Below are 21,511 nucleotides of genomic sequence, written 5' to 3'. Positions count from 1 at the left end.
GCTTCGTCAGGCTCCCGCAGAGCACATGCACGATGTCTCAAGGACGTGGAGCCGTTTCCGCTTGCCGCCGCAACAAACATATTAAATTTTATGGATTACCCGTTTCCTTATACCGGTTATCCGGGTAATAAGGAGAATACTGGAGATTGCCGGCAACCGGAACCCATTACATTAGAAGGTGGTGCGAATCATGGCAGGACATAAGCTGCTCCTTACTCTGGGAGTGCTTCTGGCAGCGGCCGGACTTAGCGGCTGCAGCAGTACAGACGGAGCAGAAGCGGACAGCGGAGGTTTTCATACCCTGGCGGAAGAGAATGCGGACGCGCAGCAGTATTTGCCTGACGATCTGCCGATACCGGAAGGCGCGGGCATTACTTTTACCCAAGGTGAAGTGGCAGAGGGGAAGAAATCCTCTATGCTGATCTATGAGACAGAGGAAAGTATGGCCGCTCTCGGAAGTACATATCAGAAATATGTAAGGGACAAGGACCTGGAACGCGGCACAGAGATTGTCGACAGCAACAACATTCTAATTAATGGCAAGGTGAGCGGTTCTTATTCGTATTCTATTATCGGGAGCAGCTCGGACTCGAAGCCTGGCGGTAATGAGATTATTGTGACGTGGATACTGAATTAACATAGTTTCATACAAGGCTGGTCTGGGAATCATTCCCGGACCAGCCTTTTTTACTTCCTCCATAAACTACTTTTCTTTCTTAAATAGATTGAATGGACATTTTGAGAAGGAGAAGGAACAGCGGAGGGGGATTTTGGAACTGTAGGAGCGGCAGCGTCCGCCTTTAGGTTTGGATTTCTACCACGGCCAGCGGTTCAAATCAGGAAATCCAAACCTAACAGCGGCCGGAAGTCCAAATATTCACCGCAGTGGCGAGTGGTTTTTTCTCGAAAAGTTTAAAGTTCAATCCATTTAGGAGAGCAAAAATGTGATTACTTTTACAATTAATATTTCCATAACATTCCTCTGCAACAGAATTGACATTCGTAGATGAAAATAACATTAGCAGTTACCTATAGGAAAAGGGTGAATCTAATTGACAAACAGTAAATGGATCGGCGCCGCTTTGGCTACAGCACTTCTCGTAACAGGGGGATCAGTAAGTGTTTTGGCTACAAGCAGCAGTGTGAGCGCCGCCGCCGTCAAGACAGCCGTAGTCGGGGAGGGAAGTACTACATGGAGTATCAATGGTACGCCGGTTGCACTCAGCACAATCAACAGCGGTGGATATAAACTCTATTCGTTAAGCCAGGTGGCAGGGGAGCTTGGAGCAGGACTTGTGCTCGGCAGCAGCGGATTTCTATTAAATGACAGCAAGGGCCTACATAATGTACAGATTCAGGCGGGTGTAAAAAGCTATCAGGTTGATGGTGAAGCACAGGAATTTACAGTAGCACCTGTCGTTCATAACAGCAAAACTTATGTTGAACTCACGAAGCTGGTTACCGCACTTGGCGGTGAACTGCAGGCTGAAACCAGCAGTATCCTGAGCTTCGCCCGTCCGTCCGGCCAATTCGATACCCTTCACTGGAGTGCGGACGGCGGCCTGATCGCCAGCCAGAGCGACGCTGAGTCCACACTGCTCTATAAATTCAGCCAGGTACCGGGCAATTATGAATGGTTCTCTTCCAACAGCAGTGCTGTGGATTATGCAGTTTCTGCGGATCAGCAGTGGGGTGTGTTCAGCGATGAGACAGGCCTTCTGCAGCTGATCAACCTGTCCAGCGGAGTGATCACTACCCTTGGCAAAGACACCAGCGTGAAGACGGACCTCGTATGGTCCAGCGACGGCAAGACGATCTATTTCATTCAAGGCGACAAGCAGGAGAAGCTGGCGCAGATTTCTGTAGAGACCGGAGAGGTCAAAGCGCTGCTTGAGGATAAAGTGGAGAATAAATCGGAGCTTCGCGTATCGGCGGACGGCAAAACTGCCGTGTACATTGTCAATGTAACAGGCACGGCCAAGAATGATGCCGACAGTACAGAAGATTCACTGACTGTAGACTTCAGCAAAGCCGGAGAACAGCTGTACAAGCTGGATCTGGCCACCAAAGGCGCGAAGCCGGCAGCCCTGACTACTGCGCTCGACAACAAGCTGTACCCGGAGATTCTTGCTAACGGCAGCGTAGTGTACCTGAGTGCGGATCCGGAGGGCACTGCCGCCAACACCCTGAAGTCGATTACAGCAGATGGCACCAGCACAGATATCACCTTGAGTGCTGAAGCCAACTGGTCTGCCGGAACAAGTGCAGGTCTGGTGGTTGCAGGCTTGAGCGCAGATGGCAGCACTGTAATCTACTCTATTGCAGGCGGCGCGGCTCCGGTTGAATTATTCCGCACGGCAGAGGATGTGTCCGAGGTGTCTGTCTCGAATGACGGCAGCAAGGTGGCCATTGTCAGCGACGGCAAAATCCTTGTAATTCAGAACGGCAAAGCAGTACAGCTGTCCAACTAATACTGAGTTTCACTGATTCACAACAACATATATCGGCGCTGGCCGCCGGGAGGAGAAATTATACATGAAGGTTTTCCGGAAATTAACAGTTACAGCGCTCACCGCGGTTATCGCGGTTACCGCAGCTTTTGCAGGGGTTGCCGCTGCTGCGGACAGTCTCAAGGGTAAAATCACCGTTAACGGTTCGACCGCACTGCTTCCATTGACGCTGCAGGCCGCCAAAGAATTCCAGAAGCTTCACCCTAAAGTAAAAATCGCCGCTTCAGGCAAAGGCTCCGTAACCGGACCTCAAGCCGTGAAGAAAGGCATTGCGGATATCGGCGCCTGCGACTGGGATGCCAGCATCGATGTTCCGGGCTTCAAAGCTTTTGAAGGACAGGTAGCGAACAAGGTAGCGGTCATTCCTTTTGCAACCATCGTGAACAAAAACGTCGGTGTAGACAACTTGACTACAGAACAGCTTAAAGGAATCTACTCCGGCAAAATCACGAACTGGAAGGAAGTCGGCGGAGCAGATGCCAACATCGTGGTTATCACCCGTGCCTTCGGTTCCGGTACCCGGGTCAACTATCAGGCGAAGGCACTGGCCGGCGGAGATATTGTGAAGAAAGAGAAGAACTACAAGGAAACCGGCTCCAGCGGCGACATGAAAACAGCTGTGGGCACTACTCCTAACGCTATCGGATACATCGACCTTGTCTACGTGACCGGCAGTGACATCAAAGCCGTGAAGTTCAACGGTGTGGAAGCGACTACGGACAATGTTATCAACGGTTCGTACAAGATTTGGGCTTACGGCTACTACATGACCAAAGGCCAGCCTACCGGCGCTACCAAAGAATTCATCGAATACGTGCAGAGCAAGAAGTTCCAGCAGGGTTCGCTCAAAAAGCTTAAATTCATTCCGATTGCGGCAATGCAATCCTAGGATTAACCATAGTACAAGGTAACAGACTGATAGGTAACAGCGGCCAGCTCCGGAGCTTCATGCGGGGTTGGCCTCTTACAGGAGGGAAAGTATGGGGGCACCGGTTCATAGCCTGACAGCACAGACACAGAAGAGCCTTGAGGAAGTTAAAGTAAATACCAGAAGACATAAGAGACATCTGCTTGGCAACACGATATCCCGTTATTATTTCCTGTTCAGTATCCTTGCGCTTTGTGTGGTGCTTGGACTAGTTATTGTATTCATCGGCAAAACGGCGCTGCTGCTGTTCGGGAGCGTCTCGCCGCTCGATTTCTTCTTCTCGTTCAACTGGACACCGGAAGAGGATGCCTTCGGCGCCGCTGCATTTATTGTAAATACATTATCGCTTACCGCATTGACCCTGGTCATCGCCGTACCAATCTCAGTCGCTATGGCCGTGCTCTGTGCGGAGATTGCGCCTAAATGGCTGACAAGCTTCATCCGTCCGGTGCTGGATCTGCTGGTCGGTATTCCTTCTATTGTATATGGTTATCTGGGCTTGACCGTACTGCTTCCCTTCCTGAGGAGAGTGAGCGGAGAAGGCCTGGGGGACGGACTGCTCGCCGCAGCCCTCGTGCTGGCGCTGATGGTGCTGCCGACCATTTGCCGGATCAGCGATGATGCCATTGTGTCCGTTCCGCGCAAATACCGTGACGCCGCGTATGCGCTGGGCTCGACCCGTCTTCAGGTCATTATGCGCGTTGTACTGCCGGCAGCAAGCCGGGGGATTGTCTCGGCCGTTATTCTCGGCATGACCCGTGCGATCGGCGAGACCATGGCGGTGGTTATGGTGATCGGCAATACGCCGCAGCTGGCGAAGACCCTGTTCACGCCAACCTCCGTGCTGACCAGCAACATTGTAATGCAGATCTCTAATGTTGAGTTTGAGTCCACCTGGAACTACTCCCTGCATATGATGGCCTTCCTGCTGCTGCTTATTTCCTTTGTGCTGATTCTAATTATCCGCGTGCTGGGCCGTAAACGGAGGGATGCCTGATGAATGGATTTACTCGTACACGATATACGGCAAGGGCGCAGCGGCGTAACAAAATAGCAACCATCGGGTTCTACACACTGGGCGCTCTGGTGATGCTGCTGATTTTCTGGCTGCTGTTCACCATCTTAAGCAAAGGCCTGCCGGCGCTCCGGCCCGACTTCCTGATCAAGCAGCCGGAAGAGATGGATGCCGGCGGGGGGATCGGCCCGGTGCTTTTCAACTCCTTCTATATTCTGTTCATCTCGCTGCTGATCTCGGTTCCCATCGGGATCGGGGCAGGTATCTATATGGCGGAGTATGCGCCGGATAATGCCTTCACAGGCGCATTGCGCATCTGTGTGGAATCCCTGGCCTCCGTTCCGTCCATCGTGTTCGGCCTCCTGGGCCTGGCGATCTTCGCCGAGTACTTCGGTGTCGGCCTGACCATCCTCGGCGGAGGCGTCAGCCTGGCACTGCTGAATCTGCCGATGCTGGCCCGCGTCACGGAAGAAGCCGTGCGTGCGGTCCCCGGCGAGATCCGTGAAGCCGGCTATGCACTCGGCATGACGAAGTTCCATGTCATCCGCAAGGTCGTGCTGCCGGTAGCCCTTCCGGCAATCATCACCGGCGTCTGCCTCGTGGCCGGACGCGCCTTCGGGGAATCGGCGGTTATTATCCTGACCGCCGGACTCAGCACCTCCGGCGAGATGTGGGATTTCAATCTGTTCTCGCCGGGTGAAACCCTGGCGGTCCATCTGTGGTACGTGCAGTCCGAGGCGATTGTCGAGGATGCGCGGCAGATCGCGGACAAGTCCGCTGCGGTGCTGGTGTTTGTAGTCCTGCTGATTAACTTTATTTTCCGCTTTCCGCTGTGGCTGGGGAACCGCCGCCGGGGGCGCTGAGACTTAAGCTGAAGCTGTTTATGCGAAATAATAGGCTGCTCTGCTGTGGATAATCCACGGCGGGCAGCCTGTTTGACGTGACAGGAGACGCGGAGAGGACCGCAGCCGCCGGAGGGCTTTTTTCACAGGGGAGCCTATCTATTTCCATTACTTAAAATTATAATAATACTAGAATGAAAGCGGTTATAAGGAACAGGGGGTATGCCGAATGCCTGACCGTATGTCCGAGCAGGAACTGAATAAGCTGATTAATATGCTGGAGCTGTCGCAAGGTGACGGTGATATCGAGTTTGATATTTCATTTATGGTATCCGATGACCCGGATCATGACCACGGGGGGCGGGTGCTGGTCCGGGCTGACAAAATCTTCGTACAGGACCCGCTGCCCGGCGGTTCGCCCGCAGTGATTATGGGGGTTCTTCCGGTTAATCTATATGTCAACGGCGAGCCGGTTTCCGGCCCGGCCGAGGTGACTACGGAGGATACTATAGAGTGGGAAATCTCGGAGCCGCCGCTGTATTCGATTACCGTGTCGGAGGATCGTCTGCTGGCTTTTTTCACCCTCCATTCCACGAAGAAATACTCATGGAAGCTGAATGACCATTTATCCGCCGGTATGGTGGAAGTAGACGCCGTGATGAATACGGAGAATGTTGTCGGAATTCTGGGCCTGAACCAGATTATTGCCGATTTTGAGCGCCGGGGGATCATTCAGAACCTGAATATCTCCGGAATTCATGCTGAACTCCAGAATCCCACTTATCAGCCAATTACCGCTGCCCAGGGCAGAGCGGCTGTGCCGGGGGAGAACGCGTATCTTGAACTGTTTTTCTCCGAGACGATTGAGAATGAATTCAGCGAGATTGAAGGCCAGGTGGATTACCGCAGCCATCTGCGTATTCCTTCCGCGATCCGCGGTGAAGTGCTGGCGCGCAAAATTCCGGTTATCGAGGGGATTCCCGGCTATGACGTATATGGAGAGATTCTATATCCCCCGCCGCCTGCAGACCTTTCGATTCTCGCCAAAAATAATACAGTCCTGCTGATCGGCAATGAAATCCGCGCCCTGCGTGAAGGCCGGCCCCGGGTGACCGGTGACCGGATCAAATATTTCGACATCTGCACATCCTACATCGTACCCGGCAATGTGAACATTAAATCCGGCAATATTGTATTCTCCGGCGATGTCATTATACGGGGCGATGTCGAGGACAATATGATCATTGAGTCGCTGGGTAACGTCTATGTTGCCGGCAGCATCTATAACTCCACCATCACAGCTACCGGAAGCATTCTCGTCAAAGGCAATGTAGTGAACAGCAATCTGTACTCCGGGTATTTCGGCGTGATGTACAACCGGATCTACAACTGCTCCAAGCTGCTGATTGAAGAGACCAAGATCCTCCAGACCGCGGTCCGGATGCTGGTCCAGGCCGTCCAAGGCCGGAAGCAGAGCGTGAAGTACGGACAGGCTGTGCTGCTGCTGCTGGAGAGCAAGTTCCAGAAGATCCCGCAGCTGATCAAGGAGCTGCTCTCGGTGCTGGCAACGGTTCAGGCCTCCTATCATCAGGATCTGGAGCAGACGCTGCATTTCCTGAATCTGTTCCTGAAGCCGGCGCAGCTGGTGGATTATATGAGCGAAGCTTCGCTCAGCGGAGTGATCGGCATGCTGGAGGAGCTGCATATGGGTGTGGCCCGGATGCAGGAGACTAAGGTCGAGGTTAACATCGGCAAATGCCAGAACAGCACGCTGAAATCCAACGGCGACATCATCATCCACCGGGACGGGATCGTGCAGAGTGAGCTGTTCTCTTCGGGCAATATTACGTTTCTCAAAACATTCTCCGTCTGCCGCGGCTCCAAGCTGGAGGCCGGGGGCAGCATTTCTGCCTTTTATGTCGGCGGGGAGAGCGGCGCACAATCCTACCTCAAGGCCAAACAAAGCATCTCCGTCCGCAAAATGTACCTGGGCAAAGTCACCATTGACCGCTATACCGCAGACATCACCGAGCCGGTGGAGAACCTGGTCTTCGACGCCGAGAGTCTGCGGAGCATGAAGCTGGCTGCAGAGTCCGGGAGAGGGTAGTGTAATATAAGAGCGTCCTGTATGCCTTGTGGCTGCGTGGGCGCTCTTTGTTTATGTTGTAGTGTGAAGTTGGGGCGAAGTGAAGGAGAGCGTCTGAGTGCGGGGAGAAACAGGCAAGATAGAAGAAGCGGTAGCGGTGAGGAATAAGGTGAAGACGAAGAGGGGCGCTGTTGACTGTATGCGAGGAGATATAGTATTCAAGGGTATATTCGGACTCAGATGACGCTATTTGGCGAAAAAGGCTGCTTTTCTGCACGTTGCGGACTCAGGAGCGCTTATATTGTAATTTGGAGCTCGAAATGAGGTGAAACGGGTTACTTAACGGAATCTGAGTCCGCTTGGCCTGCGGAATGGCGTGATCCGCCCAAATAAGCGCTTTCCAGTCCGCATGGAGGCTGCCGGATCGTAACGATTCACTTGTCTAGATATGCTATAATCTTATGTGGAAAAATTGCTGCAACTTGATGATAAGGCATGAGTAAATTGATAAGGAGGCAGGATCATTTGGGTAATCGGAAGACAAGCCGTAAAGAGCCGAAACGGAAGGATTCGCCCAAAAGTCATATGAATGTAACGCTGCCGCTTCCGGAGATGCATGCAATTCTGCGGGCAGCCGATGATATTATTGCCGAAGGTGGACGTACACTGCTGTCCAAAATCCTGAAGGGCTCGAAGGAGAAAAAGCTGCTTGAGCTCGGTCTGGACCGCAATCCCTCCTATGGATTTTACCGTGATATCACGCTTGAGCAGATTGTGGAGAAAGTGGATGAATTAATTGATGCCGATTATCTGCGAACCGAGTACTCCGGCAAGCTCCCGATGATCGTGTTCACTCCGCGCGGCTGGGCGGTTGAACGGGAACGTCGGGCGGAAGAATTTTTGCGGGAATGGGATCAGTGGCTGGCTAACGGGGTTACGCCGGTCAGCATGGAGTATTTGAAGGAACGAAACCGCGGCATGATCTTTATGTTCTTGTTTAAAATCCTATGTTCTGGTGATAGGAAATACATACCGTATTTGCAGCAGTGGGAACCCATTGACTTCAGCAAGGTGCAAGCCGAAATCCGGCAGGTGATCGAAGCCCTGAATGGGCGTGACCAGCTGGAGGAGATGCAGTGGCATTCGCTGCTGCGGGAACGCGCACAAACACTGCTCGTACGTTCGCGCAAGCCGGTCATACTGGTATGTAAGGAATGCGGGGACCCGTTTGCTTTTGATGAGCTCTTGTTGAGCTGTTACAAGGCGGATGGGCTTCATTTTCCTGAGAAATGTTCTTATTGCAGGCAGCAGGAGGACAATCGGTATGAATAGGCTGGAGCTGCGCAAGAAAGTACACGGAATAGTCGATGATCTCATTTCGGAGAAGGGCGTTGTCAGTCCGCTGGATGTATTCTTAAGGCTCGGGACCATTACCCCTAAGCTGGTAGAAGAATGGCGCTTCGGTAGAGTTCCTTATTTGGAACGGGTGCTTCACGGTAACCTGGCTCAATTCAGCTATATCATGTCATTACTTCGCGGGAAAGCGCGGGAGCTTGATCTGAATCCATCCTACACTGCTTATATGAGATGGGGCAAAGGCCCCAAGCGGCCGCTTCGCTTTTCGAAGTCCGGGGATCACAATATTGAAACAAGCTACGCTACCCACTATGTGCTGAAGAAGCCGAAAGAATCTTAATGAGAAAGGGACATGCTGATGTTTACTACTGAACAAGTAAAAGGTTTTATCCTCCATCCGGAGTCATTTGTAAGTAATACAGCCCTGCAATACTTTGCCGACAGCTTTTTATATGAGAACGATACTACTCTAATGCCGCTTGTGTTAGAAAAACTGAAGCAATCCAAGGAAGCCGGGACGGTTCACCTGCACCATACTTATAAATTCCCGCTAACTGAAGAAGCGATCCGCGAGCTGCTGGCTTTGCACCAGTCGCCTTCTATCGATAATAATACGAAATTTCATTTGCAGATCATCTTGCGTCATTGCAGTCCTGAGCAGTCCATCCCCTTTATGGAGTTAGTCGGGCAAGATCCGAGCTGGCAAAAGCTTCTGGATCAGAAGAGGAATCTTGCGAACATGGATGACCAGGAACTGTTGGATGTCTTCAAAGTGTTTATTGAACAAAGCACAGGGAAAAGCTGGGATGAGTTTGATACGGCTTACGGGGACGAAATCGTAAATGAGCTGTCCCGCCGGAGATGTATGGATACCGAAGCTGTGCTGCAGAAGCTGCGTGACAATGATCCTCAAGACCCAAGCTATGAAGTGCCTTATCTTATCCAGCTGGCAGGTCTACTGAAGCTGGAGGCGGCTATTCCTGTGCTATGCGGATTTTTCGGTTCTGAGGATGACTTGCTTCTGGAGAATGCCAAAGAGGCGCTCGTTCGTATCGGGACAGCAGGGGTGGTTACGACGCTCACTGAGCAATATTCTATTGCTGAACGGGGAAGCTTCCGGCTGTATGCCTCTGGTGTATTCGGTAAAATCAAGCTACCCGCCTCAGAAGAGGCATTGCTCAGATTGTTGCCGGAAGAGCGTGATCTCACCAACGCGACTATATTGGCTGACTGTCTTTGTGAACTTGGTTCAAATAAGGGGCTTCCTATAGTCCAGGCTATGCTGGAAGGAGACTACGACCGAGGATTGTTGAATCTCACGGAGTCGATATATGCTTACTGCGTAATCTCGGACACACCACATCCTTCATTGCACAATTGGAAGAAGGAGCTTGATCAGGAGGCGGCGCGGCTGGCCAAGCGTAAGGCAGAAGTGGACCGGATGTTTAGAACTAAAACCCCCATAGGAACTTATAACAGACTAAACGGAACTGAAAAAACTTATATAAGCCCGGAAAAAGTAGGCCGCAACGATCCTTGTCCTTGCGGAAGCGGGAAGAAGCATAAGAAATGCTGCGGTGCGTAGGTAGGGCGTAATTGTACCTGAGAACGGGGAATTATGGATTTAGCAATTAGTGTAGCAACAGTGACGGACACCATCTGGTGTCCGTTTTTTGGTGAGCTTAGGGGCTGTATTGGCAGAAAAGCGGCATGAAAGCACACTGCTGGGGTGGAGATGAGGATGGTGCGTGAGCTGGTGGAGCCGCTTGCCGAATTATGCGGACTCAGATGACCTTATTTGGCGAAAAAGCCTGCTTTTCTGCACGTTGCGGACTCAGGAGCGCTTATATTGTAATTTGGAGCTCAAAATGAGGTGAAACGGGTTACTTAACGGAATCTGAGTCCGCATGGCCTGCGGAATGGCGTGATCCGCCCAAATAAGGACTTTCCAGTCCGCATAGATGCCGCTATGTGCTGGCACGGACGTCCCGGAAGGGATACAGCCACAATTCGGCTGATTGCGAAGCAGGTGCTCCCGAAGAATATGCTCCAACGTCCCCGGCTGGCGCCAAGGGTTCTCATCCTCCGGACGCACAAACAGCCTCCCCGAAGGGAGGCTGTTCTATGACGTCCCGGAAGGGATACAGCCACAATTCGGCTGATTGCGAAGCAGGTGCTCCCGAAGAATATGCTCCAACGTCCCCGGCTGACGCCCAGGGTTCTCATCCCCCGGACGCACAAACAGCCTCCCCGAGGGGAGGCTGTTCTATGACGTCCCGGAAGGGATACAGCCAAAGTACGGCTGATTGCGAAGCAGGTGCTAACGAAGAATATGCTCCAACGTCCCCGGCTGGCGCCAAGGGTTCTCATCCCCCCGGACGCACAAACAGCCTCCCCGAAGGGAGGCTGTTCTATGACGTCCCGGAAGGGATTCGAACCCCCGACCGTGCGCTTAGAAGGCGCATGCTCTATCCAACTGAGCTACCGGGACATGGTGCCTGACTGAAAAGCAAGCAAAAATTATGTTATCATACATAGATTATTTTTTCAACTTGTTTTTTTGAAACCGTACGGGGATATGCTATAATCTACAATTGATTAGGGTGCGGATGAAGAGGAACGGAGAAAAGGAGGTGCCCTCATGAATCAATTCAATTCCCCTGCCAAAGAGAATATCGTGCTGTTCCCGAAGACGCTGGATTATTACCAGATCCAGCTTACGGTAATGCTGGAAAGTGAACGTTACGGGGAAGCGATGGAACTGCTGCGTTTTCTGCTGCAGTGCCAAGGACAGGAAGAGCGGCACTACGAGGAGTGGCAGTCGCTGCTGGATTGGCTGGAGGCGGCGTTTCCCTACGCCGCACAGGGCGGGGATGCGGATGGTGCCCCCTCTGCAGAAGAGCAGGATCTGAAGGAAGAGGATATGGCCAGGATTCTGGCCATATCCAAGCTGGAGGAGGATGCGGATTATCCCGATAAGCTGCTGAAGCGGGTCATGAATGAGCCGCTGTCCGAAGCGACCGTGCTGGCGCTGGAGCAGCTCTCCTACCTGGAGGGAGGCCATGTGGATGAAGCGCTGACCGGCTGGCTGCAGCAGGCTGAGGTGCATCCGCTGCTGCAGTTCCGCACGCTGCAGACGCTCCGCCGCCGCGGGGCCCAGGGCGCGGTCAGGCTGAGCCGCGGCCACGAAGCCGCTGAGGTGGAGATCGAGGCTGTGCCGCTGCAGAATGACGAGTTCCCGCCGCAGGTAAGCCAGGTGCTGGAGCGGGTGGCGGAGCAGGCCGAGGTGCATGAGCCGACGCTGTACTATTTTGCCCAGGAGCTCTGGGGGCAGTTCATCATGTCGATTTATGGAACGAAGGAATACCGCAAGCTGCTGGACGGAGAGTATTCGCTGCTGGATATATGGGCTGGAGCCTTGCACCAGATGGTGTCGGAGAGCCTGAACGGAAACCGCAATGAAGAGGAAACACGGAGCATGTACGGGATCACGGACAGCATGCGCTTTCAATTCGAAGGGGCCTACCGTTCGCTCAAAGGATTTGTAAAGAGTTCTCTACTTGATAAATAAAGTAATGTTGTATATAATATAATGGTTATTCTGTGCGTGAATTGTATGACTTTTTTTAAGTAAACATGTAACCAATTTTGGAGGGAAAAGTATATTATGAAAGCAACCTGGGAAAAAATAGAGAAGAACCTTGGAGTTCTTGAAGTCGAAGTAGAAGCAGACCGTGTAGCTGCAGCACTCGACAAAGCTTTTAATAAAGTGGTTAAGAAAGCAAACGTACCTGGATTCCGTAAAGGTAAAGTGCCGCGGCCGATTTTCGAATCCCGTTTTGGCGTGGAAAGCCTGTACCAGGATGCCATCGACATTCTTCTTCCTGAAGCTTATGGCGAAGCAGTTGAACAAACTGACATCTTCCCTGTAGACCGTCCTGAAGTAGACATCGAGCAATTCGCCAAAGGCCAGCCGTTCATCTTCAAAGCGAAGATCACTGTTAAGCCAGAAGTGAAGCTGGGCGAGTACAAAGGTCTGGAAGTTCCTGTACAGAAGGCTGAAGTAACTGATGAAGAGCTGGACGCTGAACTGACACGTCTGCAAGAGCGTCATGCTGAGCTTGTTGTAGTTGAAGATGAAGCAGCAGTTAACGGCGACATCACTGTGATCGACTTCGACGGTTCCGTTGACGGCGTTCCTTTCGAAGGCGGACAGGCTGAGCGTCATTCCCTTGAACTGGGAAGCAACTCCTTCATTCCAGGCTTCGAAGAGCAAGTAGTTGGCATGTCCACTGGAGACTTCAAGGATGTTGAAGTTACTTTCCCTGAGGCTTACCATGCTGCTGAGCTTGCCGGCAAAGTAGCTGTATTCAAAGTGAAGCTGCACGAAATCAAACGCAAACAGCTTCCTGCACTGGATGATGAATTCGCTAAGGATGTAAGTGAATTCGACACTCTGGAAGAATACAAGGCAGATCTGAAGGCACAGCTGGAATCCCGCAAACAGGAAGAACTCAAAGGCGTTCGCGAAACTGCAGTAGTTGATGCAGCTGCTGCTAATGCTGAAGTTGAAATTCCTGAAGCTATGATCGCCAGTGAAGTAGAGAACATGGTTCGTGATTTCGACACCCGTCTTCGCCAGCAGGGCATGAACATGGATATGTTCCTCAGCTTCTCCGGCCAGACACGTGAAGACCTGCAGGAACAAATGAAGGGCGATGCCGAGAAGCGCGTTCGCAACAACCTTGTTCTGGAAGTCATCGCTAAGGAAGAGAAGATCGAAGTTTCCGAAGATGAAGTTACGCAAGAGCTTGCTACTATGGCAGAAGCTTACAAACGTACTCCTGAAGAAATCCGCAGCATTCTGGCGGCCAATGGTTCCCTGAGCAGCCTGAGTGACGAAATTTCGCTGCGCAAGACTATTGAGTTCCTCGTTAGCAATAGCGTAGAAGTTGATGCTCCGGCTCCGGCTGCAGAAGCACCCGTTGAAGAAGCGGCTGCAGAAGAAGCAAGCGCTGAGTAGTCTTCTTTAGAAATTTTACCTAGCACGGCCATTTCCATTAGGCCTCCATAAAGAGCAGATAAGGCACGTAAGTTTTTGTTACGTGCCTTATTTTTATCGGGGCGGACGTTATGTGAGTACATACCACGAATCAAGAATTGGCATTGCCCGCGGAATTGCGATATAATGGCATGCACATGAGCAGTGCGGTTAAGAGCAGCAGTGAATAAATGACATCCCGCTTTGAACGTGTTAAAATATTTCTGAAACGGAAAGACTAATCTGTATAGAGAAAAGAGGTTGGTGGCATGAGTCTGGTACCAATGGTTGTGGAAACGACAAGTCGGGGAGAACGCTCATACGATATCTATTCCAGATTGCTCAAGGATCGCATCATCTTCCTAAGCAGTGCGATTGACGATGATGTCGCCAATCTGGTTATTGCCCAGTTATTGTTCCTGGCAGCAGATGACCCCGAAAAAGACATTCACTTGTACCTCAACTCGCCCGGTGGTTCTGTCACAGCCGGCATGGGTATATATGATACGATGCAATATATCAAACCGGATGTTTCAACGATTTGTGTAGGGATGGCTGCCAGTATGGGATCATTGCTCCTTACAGCTGGAGCGCCTGGCAAGAGATTTGCGCTGACCAACAGCGAGGTTATGATTCATCAACCGCTTGGCGGCGTTCAGGGGCAGGCATCCGATATCTGGATCCATACCGACTGGATTCTGAAGACGAAGGCGAAGCTGAATCAGATTTATGTAGAGCGCACAGGTCAGCCCCTTGACAAAATCGAACGGGATACGGACCGCGATAACTTCATGAGCGCGGAAGAAGCGAAGGAATACGGGCTCATTGACCAGGTACTCTCTTCACCGATCATATCTTAAAGGGGTGGTAAGATGTTTAAATTTAATGATGAAAAAGGGCAACTGAAATGTTCTTTTTGCGGCAAATCGCAAGAGCAGGTTCGTAAGCTGGTAGCAGGACCTGGCGTTTATATATGTGACGAATGCATCGAGCTGTGCACGGAAATCGTGGAAGAGGAGCTCGGTCACGAAGAAGAACTGGATATGAAGGATATTCCGAAACCGAAGGAAATCCGCGATATTCTGGATCAGTACGTAATCGGCCAGGAGCAGGCGAAGAAATCGCTCTCCGTTGCCGTATACAATCACTACAAGCGTGTGAACAGCCAGAGCAAGATTGAAGATGTGGAGCTGACGAAGAGCAACATCCTGCTGCTCGGACCTACAGGCTCCGGTAAGACCCTCTTGGCGCAGACGATGGCGAAAATCATCAACGTTCCTTTTGCCATTGCAGATGCCACTTCCCTTACGGAAGCAGGTTATGTCGGTGAAGACGTTGAGAACATCCTCCTGAAGCTGATTCAAGCGGCTGATTATGATGTGGAGAAGGCCGAACGCGGCATTATCTATATAGACGAAATTGACAAGGTAGCCCGTAAATCCGAGAACCCGTCCATTACCCGTGACGTTTCCGGTGAAGGCGTACAGCAGGCTCTGCTGAAGATCCTGGAAGGTACTGTAGCTTCTGTTCCACCGCAAGGCGGACGTAAGCATCCTCATCAGGAATTCATCCAGATCGATACCACGAACATTCTGTTCATCGTAGGCGGTGCTTTTGACGGCCTGGAGCAAATGATCAAACGCCGTATCGGCAAAAAAGTCATCGGCTTCAACGCAGGGGCTGAAGGTCAGAAGGACCTGAAAGCCGGCGAATACCTCTCCATGGTATTGCCTGAGGATCTGCTCAAGTTCGGCCTCATTCCGGAGTTTGTCGGCCGTCTGCCGGTCATCTCGACCTTGGAGCCGCTTGATGAGAACACACTGGTACGTATCCTCTCCGAGCCTAAGAACGCGCTCGTGAAGCAGTACATTAAGCTGCTCGAGATGGATAATGTAGCGCTGAAGTTTGAACCGCTTGCCCTGGAAGCTATTGCCAAGGAAGCGATCAAACGCAACACCGGTGCCCGCGGACTGCGTGCAATCATTGAGAGCATTATGCTCGACGTGATGTATGAGGTTCCTTCGCGTGATGACATCAAGGATTGTGTCATTACCGAGAAGGTTGTCCAGGAGAAGTCCCTGCCGGAGCTTAGTCTCAAGAAGGATAAGAAAAAAGAAGAAAGTGCGTAAGCAATGAGTAATCATCTGCTTAGTGCAGCTTAACAATACAATTCAGGGTCTCCACTTTCTCCCGCACACCCCGCAGTACCTGCGGGAGCGGAGAGGGTGGAGCTTTGATCGTTATGGGGGAGAAAACCATGTTCTTGAGACACCAGACCCGTCCCGTCAATGTCGGCGGGGTTATTATTGGGGGAAACAACGAGGTTGCTATCCAAAGCATGTGTACGACCAAAACCGCCGATGTGGAAGCGACCGTAGCCGAGATTCTGCGGCTGGAGGAAGCCGGATGCCAGCTCGTGCGTGTGACGGTTAATAATGAAGAAGCGGCGGCGGCAATTAAGGAAATCAAGAAACAGATTCATATCCCGCTGGTAGCGGATATTCATTTCAACTATAAGCTGGCCCTGCTGGCGATTGAGAACGGCATCGACAAGGTGCGGATCAATCCCGGCAATATTGGACGCCGCGATAAGGTAGAAGCTGTAGTTAAAGCCTGCAAGGATAAAGGGATTCCAATCCGTATCGGGGTTAATGCCGGTTCCCTGGAGACGCATTTGCTGGAGAAATACGGCTATCCTACACCGGAAGCTATGGTCGAGAGTGCCCTGTACCATATCGGGATTCTCGAAGAGCTGGATTTCCATGATATTATCGTGTCGCTGAAGGCATCCGATGTGCCCATGGCCATTGAAGCCTACCGCAAGGCGGCGGAGGTTATTCCGTACCCGCTGCATCTGGGGATTACTGAGTCCGGTACACTGTTCGCAGGAACCGTGAAGAGCTCCGCTGGGATTGGTGCGCTGCTCTCCATGGGGATCGGCAGCACGGTACGTATCTCGCTGAGTGCTGATCCGGTAGAAGAGGTGAAGGTGGCACGTGAGCTGCTCAAGACCTTTGGTCTGATCTCGAACGCGGCTACACTGATCTCCTGCCCGACGTGCGGACGCCTGGACATTGATCTCTTCTCTATCGCCAATGAAGTAGAAGAGTACATCTCCAAGCTGAAGGTGCCGATTAAGGTATCTGTACTGGGCTGCGCTGTGAACGGGCCGGGTGAAGCAAGGGAAGCCGATATCGGCATCGCCGGCGCACGCGGGGAAGGTCTGCTGTTCCGTTACGGCAAGATGATCCGTAAGGTTCCTGAAGCGGAGCTGGTCTCCGAGCTGAAGAAGGAAATTGACATCATTGTGGCGCATTTTGAAGAAACGGGTGAGATTCCCGGCCGCAAGCATGCGGGACTGGCTCCGGCTGTAGTTGTTGGTAACCCTGAGGGCAGCAATTAACTGAACTGATTCTATCGCATCCTATCCTAATAGCAACTATGTTTATATACATGAAGCGCCCCGCTGCAGAGGTCTGTTCGTTCAGACCGACTGCGGCGGGGCGCTTTTTAATAGATAAGAATTGATATGTTTTGGAGGTTATTTTACGTGTTTTTCCGGAATATCATCTTCTTCAGCAGTGTGATTACATAGATCATAATAGGGATCAGCAGGAGGAAAATGAACGAGAACTTCCCCCATACCGTTCCGATAATGTCATTGACGTAGACGGTGTTGATATATGTATTCCAGGCGATGATGAGGAACAATACGGCCAGCGGGTAGATCAGATGCTGTGGAGCTTTGAGCCCGAAGACCGTTTGGATACCTTTCAGGATGGAGAGGTAGAGTAGCGAAATTTTGATGAAAAAGGTTAATATCCAGATGGTGATCAGGATCCCCTCGACGCGCTGCAGAATATTCCCGATATTGATCGTTTTGGCCAGTGCGTAAGCAGGAAAAGTGCTGTTCTCCGTCTGCTCAATGCCAAGCACCAGAATGCTGAGCAGTACAATAAGGAGCAGCACGATACCGCCGGTCAGAGTGCCCCACAGGAAGGCCTTCTCCCCGCTTTTACGCTTTTGGACCAGAGGCAGGAATGTCATCATCACAATCAGTTCCTGAAACATGGCGGACTGAAAACCGGCCTGGAAAACGGGACCTGTGCCCCCCTCCAACACAGGCTTGATATGATTCCATTCGATCTGGGGGATCAGCGTGAGGACAAGGATCAGGAACAGAAATAATACCCAGGGGAACAGCAGCTCCCCCAATCTGGCGAGTACGACAACGCCCATGCCGGCACTTATAACCGCAGCAACCAGGAACACAATCTGGATCGCCTCAATCGGCGTTTCCGGCATAATCTCACTCGACATGAAGAATCCAAGGTCACCCAGCAGAGTGCCGGTGAGGATGAGGAAATAGAACAGATACAGCAGTGAGATTATTTTACCGGGCCATTTACCGAAGGCAGCTTCGTGAATTTCAAAGAGATGTCTGCCGGGATGAAGCCGTGCAATGAACAGATATAACACCACCATGACCAGGTTAATCATAAGGCTGCAGAGCGAGGCGATCCAGGCATCTTCTCTTGCGGTATGGGCAAGTCCGCTCGGGATGACCAGAATAGAGGTACCGATGGTTAAACCGAATGTCATAATGTAGAACTGCCTCGCGGCAATACCGGTACGGCTTTTCACCTCTATCTCACATCCTTTCCGCAAAAAGTATTCAGGACAGCAGCTCCATGATGCTGCGAACCCAGTCAAGCGGCCTTAGCTGGGACAGATCCGCCTTATCTGCGAGAGTAACTATGACAGTCAGAGCCCAGATTCCATAGAAAGCGGCCGTATCCCGGGCGGAACGGAGCCTAAGAATGCCGGGTGTCTTCAGGAAGAGTACAAACAACAGGAAGAACAGTAGCAGCAGACTCCAGTTCATTTCTCCTCGAGCTCCCTTTTGAGCGGCTGGATGACCGAGCCGATGCGCCGGACCGCCACCTTGGAATGAACATCAATCTTAACGGTCTTGAAGCTATCCTCCCAATGGTCGCGGTAATCCTTCCACAGCTTCGGATATTTGCGGTGCAGCGCTTCTCCGAAGCCGAAGATATCCGAGTTATATTTCTGCTGGACCTCCCGGATATCACTGGCCATTCTGTCGTCGAAGCGTTTCTCCAGATTCTTCTCAATGCCCTCAATGCTGGACGGCTTGTTCAGATCGAGGGTTCCTTCCACTGTCGTGAGATTGGCTTCTATATTCAGCTGCACCGTGAATTCGGGCTTGCCCTGGTCATTCAGCTTGATATCCATCGAAGTGTCTGCCCGGTAAACAATGAAGCCTACGGTTCCGCCATCCGGGCTTGGGACATTTCCAACCGTTGAGTCTACATCGTTCAGCGTATAATTAACACTCTTGCTGAGCGGTTCGCCCAGCCAGCCGACCAGCTTGTCTTTTTTGAACACGGCGATGCCGGCATGCTGGATCAGGGTCTTCGGGCTGATGCCCTGCACGTTTTTGGCCGACTCCCCTTCCTCAACATCTCCTTTTAACTGTACCCCCGACATGATCGGATTAGAGCCGCCGCGCTCCAGCTCGGTGATGAATTGCTGCAGGGTTACTTTCCCGGTCGCTGCCCATTTCTTATGGGAGACGAGAATCGAAGAGTACAGGGAATTCGCCGGGATATGCTCGAAGGGAGTGATAATCTCCAGAATATTCGAAGCCTTCGAATTCTTGGCTACCAGCAGGAAGAAATCTGTACGAAGCTGATGGTTGCGTGAGATGAAGTCCAGTGCATCACTGACCCCGCTCCGGGCCAGCGCTTCCCCGAACACAAGCACACGGATATGGGACAGATACAGCATGCGGGGTGTCATACTCAGCATCCGCTGCAGCGCATCGGGGACGGTACGGCCTACGGATTTGTAGGTTACGACAGGCAGGCTTCCGGAGGAGGCCCCCTTCTGGTTACCGGCCTCGCTGGGATTCATAACCTGGGCGGTGACCGCATACCCCTCCGGAACCAGATCAATGCCGAGCGCCATGACCAGAGCGAGATCATTCAGTTCTTTGCGGCTCCAGCATCCGGTAAGGGACAGGAGACTTAGAATCAGGAGGATCGTAAGGGCGCGTCTTCCCCGCATCAGGCAGCGTTCCTTTCGTTATAGATTCACAGGCAGGCAACCTCTAGTTACGTCCAAAAAACTTCTTCATGCTGCGCCGCGAGACGCGGATGAAGGTATCCCGCTGGCTCTGCCAGCGCATAGGTGCGAAGGAGGTCATGTAAGGAATGCCCACTGATTCCAGGCTGCACAGATGCAGACCCAGAATGATCATCGCGATAATCATCCCGTACAGGCCGAAGGAGGCGGCAATCGCCATCAGTACAAAACGCAGCATCCGCACAGAAATGCCGACATTGAAGGCCGGCAATGCGAAATTGGCGATCGCTGTGATGGACACCACGATGACCATGGCTGCTGAGACCAGCCCCGCATCAACCGCGGCCTGACCGATAACCAGCGTTCCGACGATGGACACGGACTGGCCGATGGATTTGGGTAGCCGGATACCGGCCTCACGGAGGATCTCGAAGGTAATCTCCATGATGAACGCTTCCAGGAATGCCGGAAAAGGTATGCCCTCACGCTGGCCGATCAGACTGATCAGCAGAGTGGTTGGGATCATCTCCTGATGGAACGTCGTAATGGCGATATAGAAGGAAGGAGTCAGCAGCGCAACGGCGAAACAAAAGAACCGCAGCAGCCGCACCAGACTGGCAAAATCGCTCCGCTGGTAATAGTCCTCACTGGATTGAAAGAATTGTACCAGCAGAGCGGGAACCACGAGTACGAACGGAGTGCCTTCCACCAGAATAGCGATGCGGCCTTCCAGCAGTGCCGAGGCTGTGACATCCGGACGCTCAGTATTATAGACGGTCGGGAAAGGGCTGTAGCGCTTATCCTGAATCATCTCCTCGATATAATTGCTCTCCAGTACGCTATCCAGCCTGGCGTCATCCAGCCGTCTGCGCAGCTCCTCCAGCACGACGGGATCGGCATTGCCTTCAATGTACATCACCGCGACATCCGTCTGGGTCTGCTCTCCCAGCTTGCGTGACTCGATCCGCAGCTTCGGGTTCTGGATACGCCTGCGGACCAGAGCGGTATTCTCCCGCAGGGATTCAGTGAAGCCCTCGCGCGGGCCCCGTACCACCGACTGGGAGCTGGCATCTTCTACCGCGCGCTGCTTAAGCGCCTCCGTGCCGGCAGACAGCGCCGTAACGCTGCCTTCAATGAAGAGAATCGTGTTACCGGCCAGGATTTCCGTTTCAGCCTCTGTATAGTTGCTGATCTCTCCAACCTTGCCCAGGGTAAGCGTCCGTTCCTGCAGCAGCTTGAGGCAGGTTACCGGCGTGAAATCGTCCAGCTCATGGAACAGGCCGGCATCCTCATGAACCGCTTGAATGAGTGACTGCGGATCAGACAGGCCTTCAATAAAGACAAGCACAGCGGACAAAGGGCCCAGTGTGATGAACCGGTAGATGATATCTGTACTTTTGCCCAGGCGGACTTGCATTCCCTCTATAAAAACAGACAGAGATTCCGGCAGCTTCTCCTGCGGCGATCCTGCATTTTCCAGCTGCGTCATGTGCATTCGCCTCCTGTTATCCGGTATAGTCTTTCCGTTTATGGGAATCGTATGCAATCTGCGGGACGGGAAGGGTGCGGGCGGCTTCTGTTTTTTTGGCACAGGCGTTTACGAATGATTGAAACGGCTATACTAC

General features: G+C 52.2%; 18 protein-coding genes and 1 tRNA gene. 14 read left to right on the top strand and 5 right to left on the bottom strand.

Translation table 11 applies throughout. The annotated features are described in order from the left end of the window. Positions 1-190 precede the first annotated feature (190 nt). The 9 genes from GC101_RS26925 to GC101_RS36315 all read left to right on the top strand — a co-directional run bounded on the left by GC101_RS26925 (position 191) and on the right by GC101_RS36315 (position 10,322). The gene (locus tag GC101_RS26925) at positions 191-637 is read left to right on the top strand and encodes a hypothetical protein (RefSeq protein ID WP_171719834.1); all 447 of its coding nucleotides are present in this window, start codon (positions 191-193) and stop codon (positions 635-637) included. Between the two features lie 415 nt (positions 638-1,052). After that, positions 1,053-2,471, top strand: coding sequence for a TolB family protein (locus GC101_RS26920; protein ID WP_171719833.1), 1,419 nt, complete (start codon positions 1,053-1,055; stop codon positions 2,469-2,471). Positions 2,472-2,535: 64 nt separating this feature from the next. Further along, on the top strand, positions 2,536-3,399 hold the full coding sequence (locus GC101_RS26915; RefSeq protein WP_039296622.1) for a phosphate ABC transporter substrate-binding protein: 864 nt from the start codon (positions 2,536-2,538) through the stop codon (positions 3,397-3,399). Between the two features lie 91 nt (positions 3,400-3,490). Beyond that, complete coding sequence (pstC, locus tag GC101_RS26910; protein WP_042139674.1) at positions 3,491-4,435, top strand: phosphate ABC transporter permease subunit PstC; 945 nt, start codon at positions 3,491-3,493, stop codon at positions 4,433-4,435. After that, positions 4,435-5,316, top strand: a complete 882-nt coding sequence (gene pstA / locus GC101_RS26905) for a phosphate ABC transporter permease PstA (protein ID WP_042139673.1) — start codon at positions 4,435-4,437, stop codon at positions 5,314-5,316. The genes pstC and pstA overlap by 1 nt, the downstream gene beginning before the upstream one ends. A 208-nt stretch (positions 5,317-5,524) precedes the next feature. After that, positions 5,525-7,402 (top strand): FapA family protein, encoded by a 1,878-nt coding sequence (locus tag GC101_RS26900; protein WP_171719832.1) that lies wholly within the window; start codon positions 5,525-5,527, stop codon positions 7,400-7,402. 504 nt (positions 7,403-7,906) lie between these two features. Continuing rightward, a complete protein-coding gene (locus tag GC101_RS26895) occupies positions 7,907-8,713 on the top strand; it encodes an RQC-minor-1 family DNA-binding protein (RefSeq protein WP_171719831.1) in 807 nt (268 codons plus the stop codon). Next, entirely contained in the window at positions 8,706-9,077 is a 372-nt protein-coding gene (locus GC101_RS26890) for a hypothetical protein (protein WP_171719830.1), read from the top strand. The genes GC101_RS26895 and GC101_RS26890 overlap by 8 nt, the downstream gene beginning before the upstream one ends. 18 nt (positions 9,078-9,095) lie before the next feature. Further along, positions 9,096-10,322 (top strand): HEAT repeat domain-containing protein, encoded by a 1,227-nt coding sequence (locus tag GC101_RS36315; RefSeq protein WP_246354531.1) that lies wholly within the window; start codon positions 9,096-9,098, stop codon positions 10,320-10,322. An 832-nt stretch (positions 10,323-11,154) separates the two neighbouring features. Here GC101_RS36315 and GC101_RS26880 read toward each other — a convergent pair. Beyond that, positions 11,155-11,228: transfer RNA gene (locus tag GC101_RS26880), tRNA-Arg, on the bottom strand. Between the two features lie 150 nt (positions 11,229-11,378). Here GC101_RS26880 and GC101_RS26875 point away from each other — a divergent pair. The 5 genes from GC101_RS26875 to ispG all read left to right on the top strand — a co-directional run bounded on the left by GC101_RS26875 (position 11,379) and on the right by ispG (position 17,181). Then, on the top strand, positions 11,379-12,308 hold the full coding sequence (locus GC101_RS26875) for a hypothetical protein (RefSeq protein ID WP_171719829.1): 930 nt from the start codon (positions 11,379-11,381) through the stop codon (positions 12,306-12,308). Between the two features lie 96 nt (positions 12,309-12,404). After that, a complete protein-coding gene (gene tig / locus GC101_RS26870; RefSeq protein WP_171719828.1) occupies positions 12,405-13,760 on the top strand; it encodes a trigger factor in 1,356 nt (451 codons plus the stop codon). Between the two features lie 287 nt (positions 13,761-14,047). Next, positions 14,048-14,638 carry an ATP-dependent Clp endopeptidase proteolytic subunit ClpP gene (gene clpP / locus GC101_RS26865; RefSeq protein ID WP_042139667.1) on the top strand — a complete coding sequence of 197 codons (591 nt, stop codon included), beginning with the start codon at positions 14,048-14,050 and terminating at the stop codon, positions 14,636-14,638. Between the two features lie 12 nt (positions 14,639-14,650). Then, complete coding sequence (gene clpX, locus GC101_RS26860) at positions 14,651-15,907, top strand: ATP-dependent protease ATP-binding subunit ClpX (protein ID WP_042139666.1); 1,257 nt, start codon at positions 14,651-14,653, stop codon at positions 15,905-15,907. Between the two features lie 128 nt (positions 15,908-16,035). Then, positions 16,036-17,181, top strand: coding sequence for a flavodoxin-dependent (E)-4-hydroxy-3-methylbut-2-enyl-diphosphate synthase (gene ispG, locus GC101_RS26855; RefSeq protein WP_039296744.1), 1,146 nt, complete (start codon positions 16,036-16,038; stop codon positions 17,179-17,181). Between the two features lie 143 nt (positions 17,182-17,324). Here the strand turns inward: ispG and GC101_RS26850 are convergent, their stop codons facing one another. From GC101_RS26850 to GC101_RS26835, 4 genes are read right to left on the bottom strand one after another with little or no spacing between them, the layout of a single operon-like run. Further along, positions 17,325-18,422: an endospore germination permease gene (locus GC101_RS26850; RefSeq protein ID WP_171719827.1), complete on the bottom strand. Its 1,098-nt coding sequence runs from the start codon at positions 18,420-18,422 to the stop codon at positions 17,325-17,327. A 31-nt stretch (positions 18,423-18,453) separates the two neighbouring features. After that, a complete protein-coding gene (locus GC101_RS26845) occupies positions 18,454-18,663 on the bottom strand; it encodes a hypothetical protein (protein WP_171719826.1) in 210 nt (69 codons plus the stop codon). Continuing rightward, positions 18,660-19,868: a Ger(x)C family spore germination protein gene (locus GC101_RS26840; protein ID WP_171719825.1), complete on the bottom strand. Its 1,209-nt coding sequence runs from the start codon at positions 19,866-19,868 to the stop codon at positions 18,660-18,662. The genes GC101_RS26845 and GC101_RS26840 overlap by 4 nt, the downstream gene beginning before the upstream one ends. Before the next feature lie 43 nt (positions 19,869-19,911). Further along, entirely contained in the window at positions 19,912-21,381 is a 1,470-nt protein-coding gene (locus GC101_RS26835) for a spore germination protein (RefSeq protein ID WP_425497166.1), read from the bottom strand. Between the last annotated feature and the right edge of the window lie 130 nt (positions 21,382-21,511).

The organism is Paenibacillus phytohabitans (genome assembly GCF_013141775.1).
GTDB classification, from domain to species: domain Bacteria; phylum Bacillota; class Bacilli; order Paenibacillales; family Paenibacillaceae; genus Paenibacillus_AQ; species Paenibacillus_AQ phytohabitans.
Note: the sequence above shows the minus strand (reverse complement) of the source record. Positions and strands in the feature narration are given on the sequence as shown.

Coding starts and splice junctions, on each gene's coding strand:
- GC101_RS26925 (WP_171719834.1), top strand. CDS start 191: ATGGCAGGACATAAGCTGCTCCTTACTCTGGGAGTGCTTCTGGCAGCG.
- GC101_RS26915 (WP_039296622.1), top strand. CDS start 2,536: ATGAAGGTTTTCCGGAAATTAACAGTTACAGCGCTCACCGCGGTTATC.
- pstC (WP_042139674.1), top strand. CDS start 3,491: ATGGGGGCACCGGTTCATAGCCTGACAGCACAGACACAGAAGAGCCTT.
- pstA (WP_042139673.1), top strand. CDS start 4,435: ATGAATGGATTTACTCGTACACGATATACGGCAAGGGCGCAGCGGCGT.
- GC101_RS26900 (WP_171719832.1), top strand. CDS start 5,525: ATGCCTGACCGTATGTCCGAGCAGGAACTGAATAAGCTGATTAATATG.
- GC101_RS26890 (WP_171719830.1), top strand. CDS start 8,706: ATGAATAGGCTGGAGCTGCGCAAGAAAGTACACGGAATAGTCGATGAT.
- GC101_RS36315 (WP_246354531.1), top strand. CDS start 9,096: ATGTTTACTACTGAACAAGTAAAAGGTTTTATCCTCCATCCGGAGTCA.
- GC101_RS26875 (WP_171719829.1), top strand. CDS start 11,379: ATGAATCAATTCAATTCCCCTGCCAAAGAGAATATCGTGCTGTTCCCG.
- tig (WP_171719828.1), top strand. CDS start 12,405: ATGAAAGCAACCTGGGAAAAAATAGAGAAGAACCTTGGAGTTCTTGAA.
- clpP (WP_042139667.1), top strand. CDS start 14,048: ATGAGTCTGGTACCAATGGTTGTGGAAACGACAAGTCGGGGAGAACGC.
- clpX (WP_042139666.1), top strand. CDS start 14,651: ATGTTTAAATTTAATGATGAAAAAGGGCAACTGAAATGTTCTTTTTGC.
- ispG (WP_039296744.1), top strand. CDS start 16,036: ATGTTCTTGAGACACCAGACCCGTCCCGTCAATGTCGGCGGGGTTATT.
- GC101_RS26845 (WP_171719826.1), bottom strand. CDS start 18,663: ATGAACTGGAGTCTGCTGCTACTGTTCTTCCTGTTGTTTGTACTCTTC.
- GC101_RS26840 (WP_171719825.1), bottom strand. CDS start 19,868: ATGCGGGGAAGACGCGCCCTTACGATCCTCCTGATTCTAAGTCTCCTG.
- GC101_RS26835 (WP_425497166.1), bottom strand. CDS start 21,381: ATGCACATGACGCAGCTGGAAAATGCAGGATCGCCGCAGGAGAAGCTG.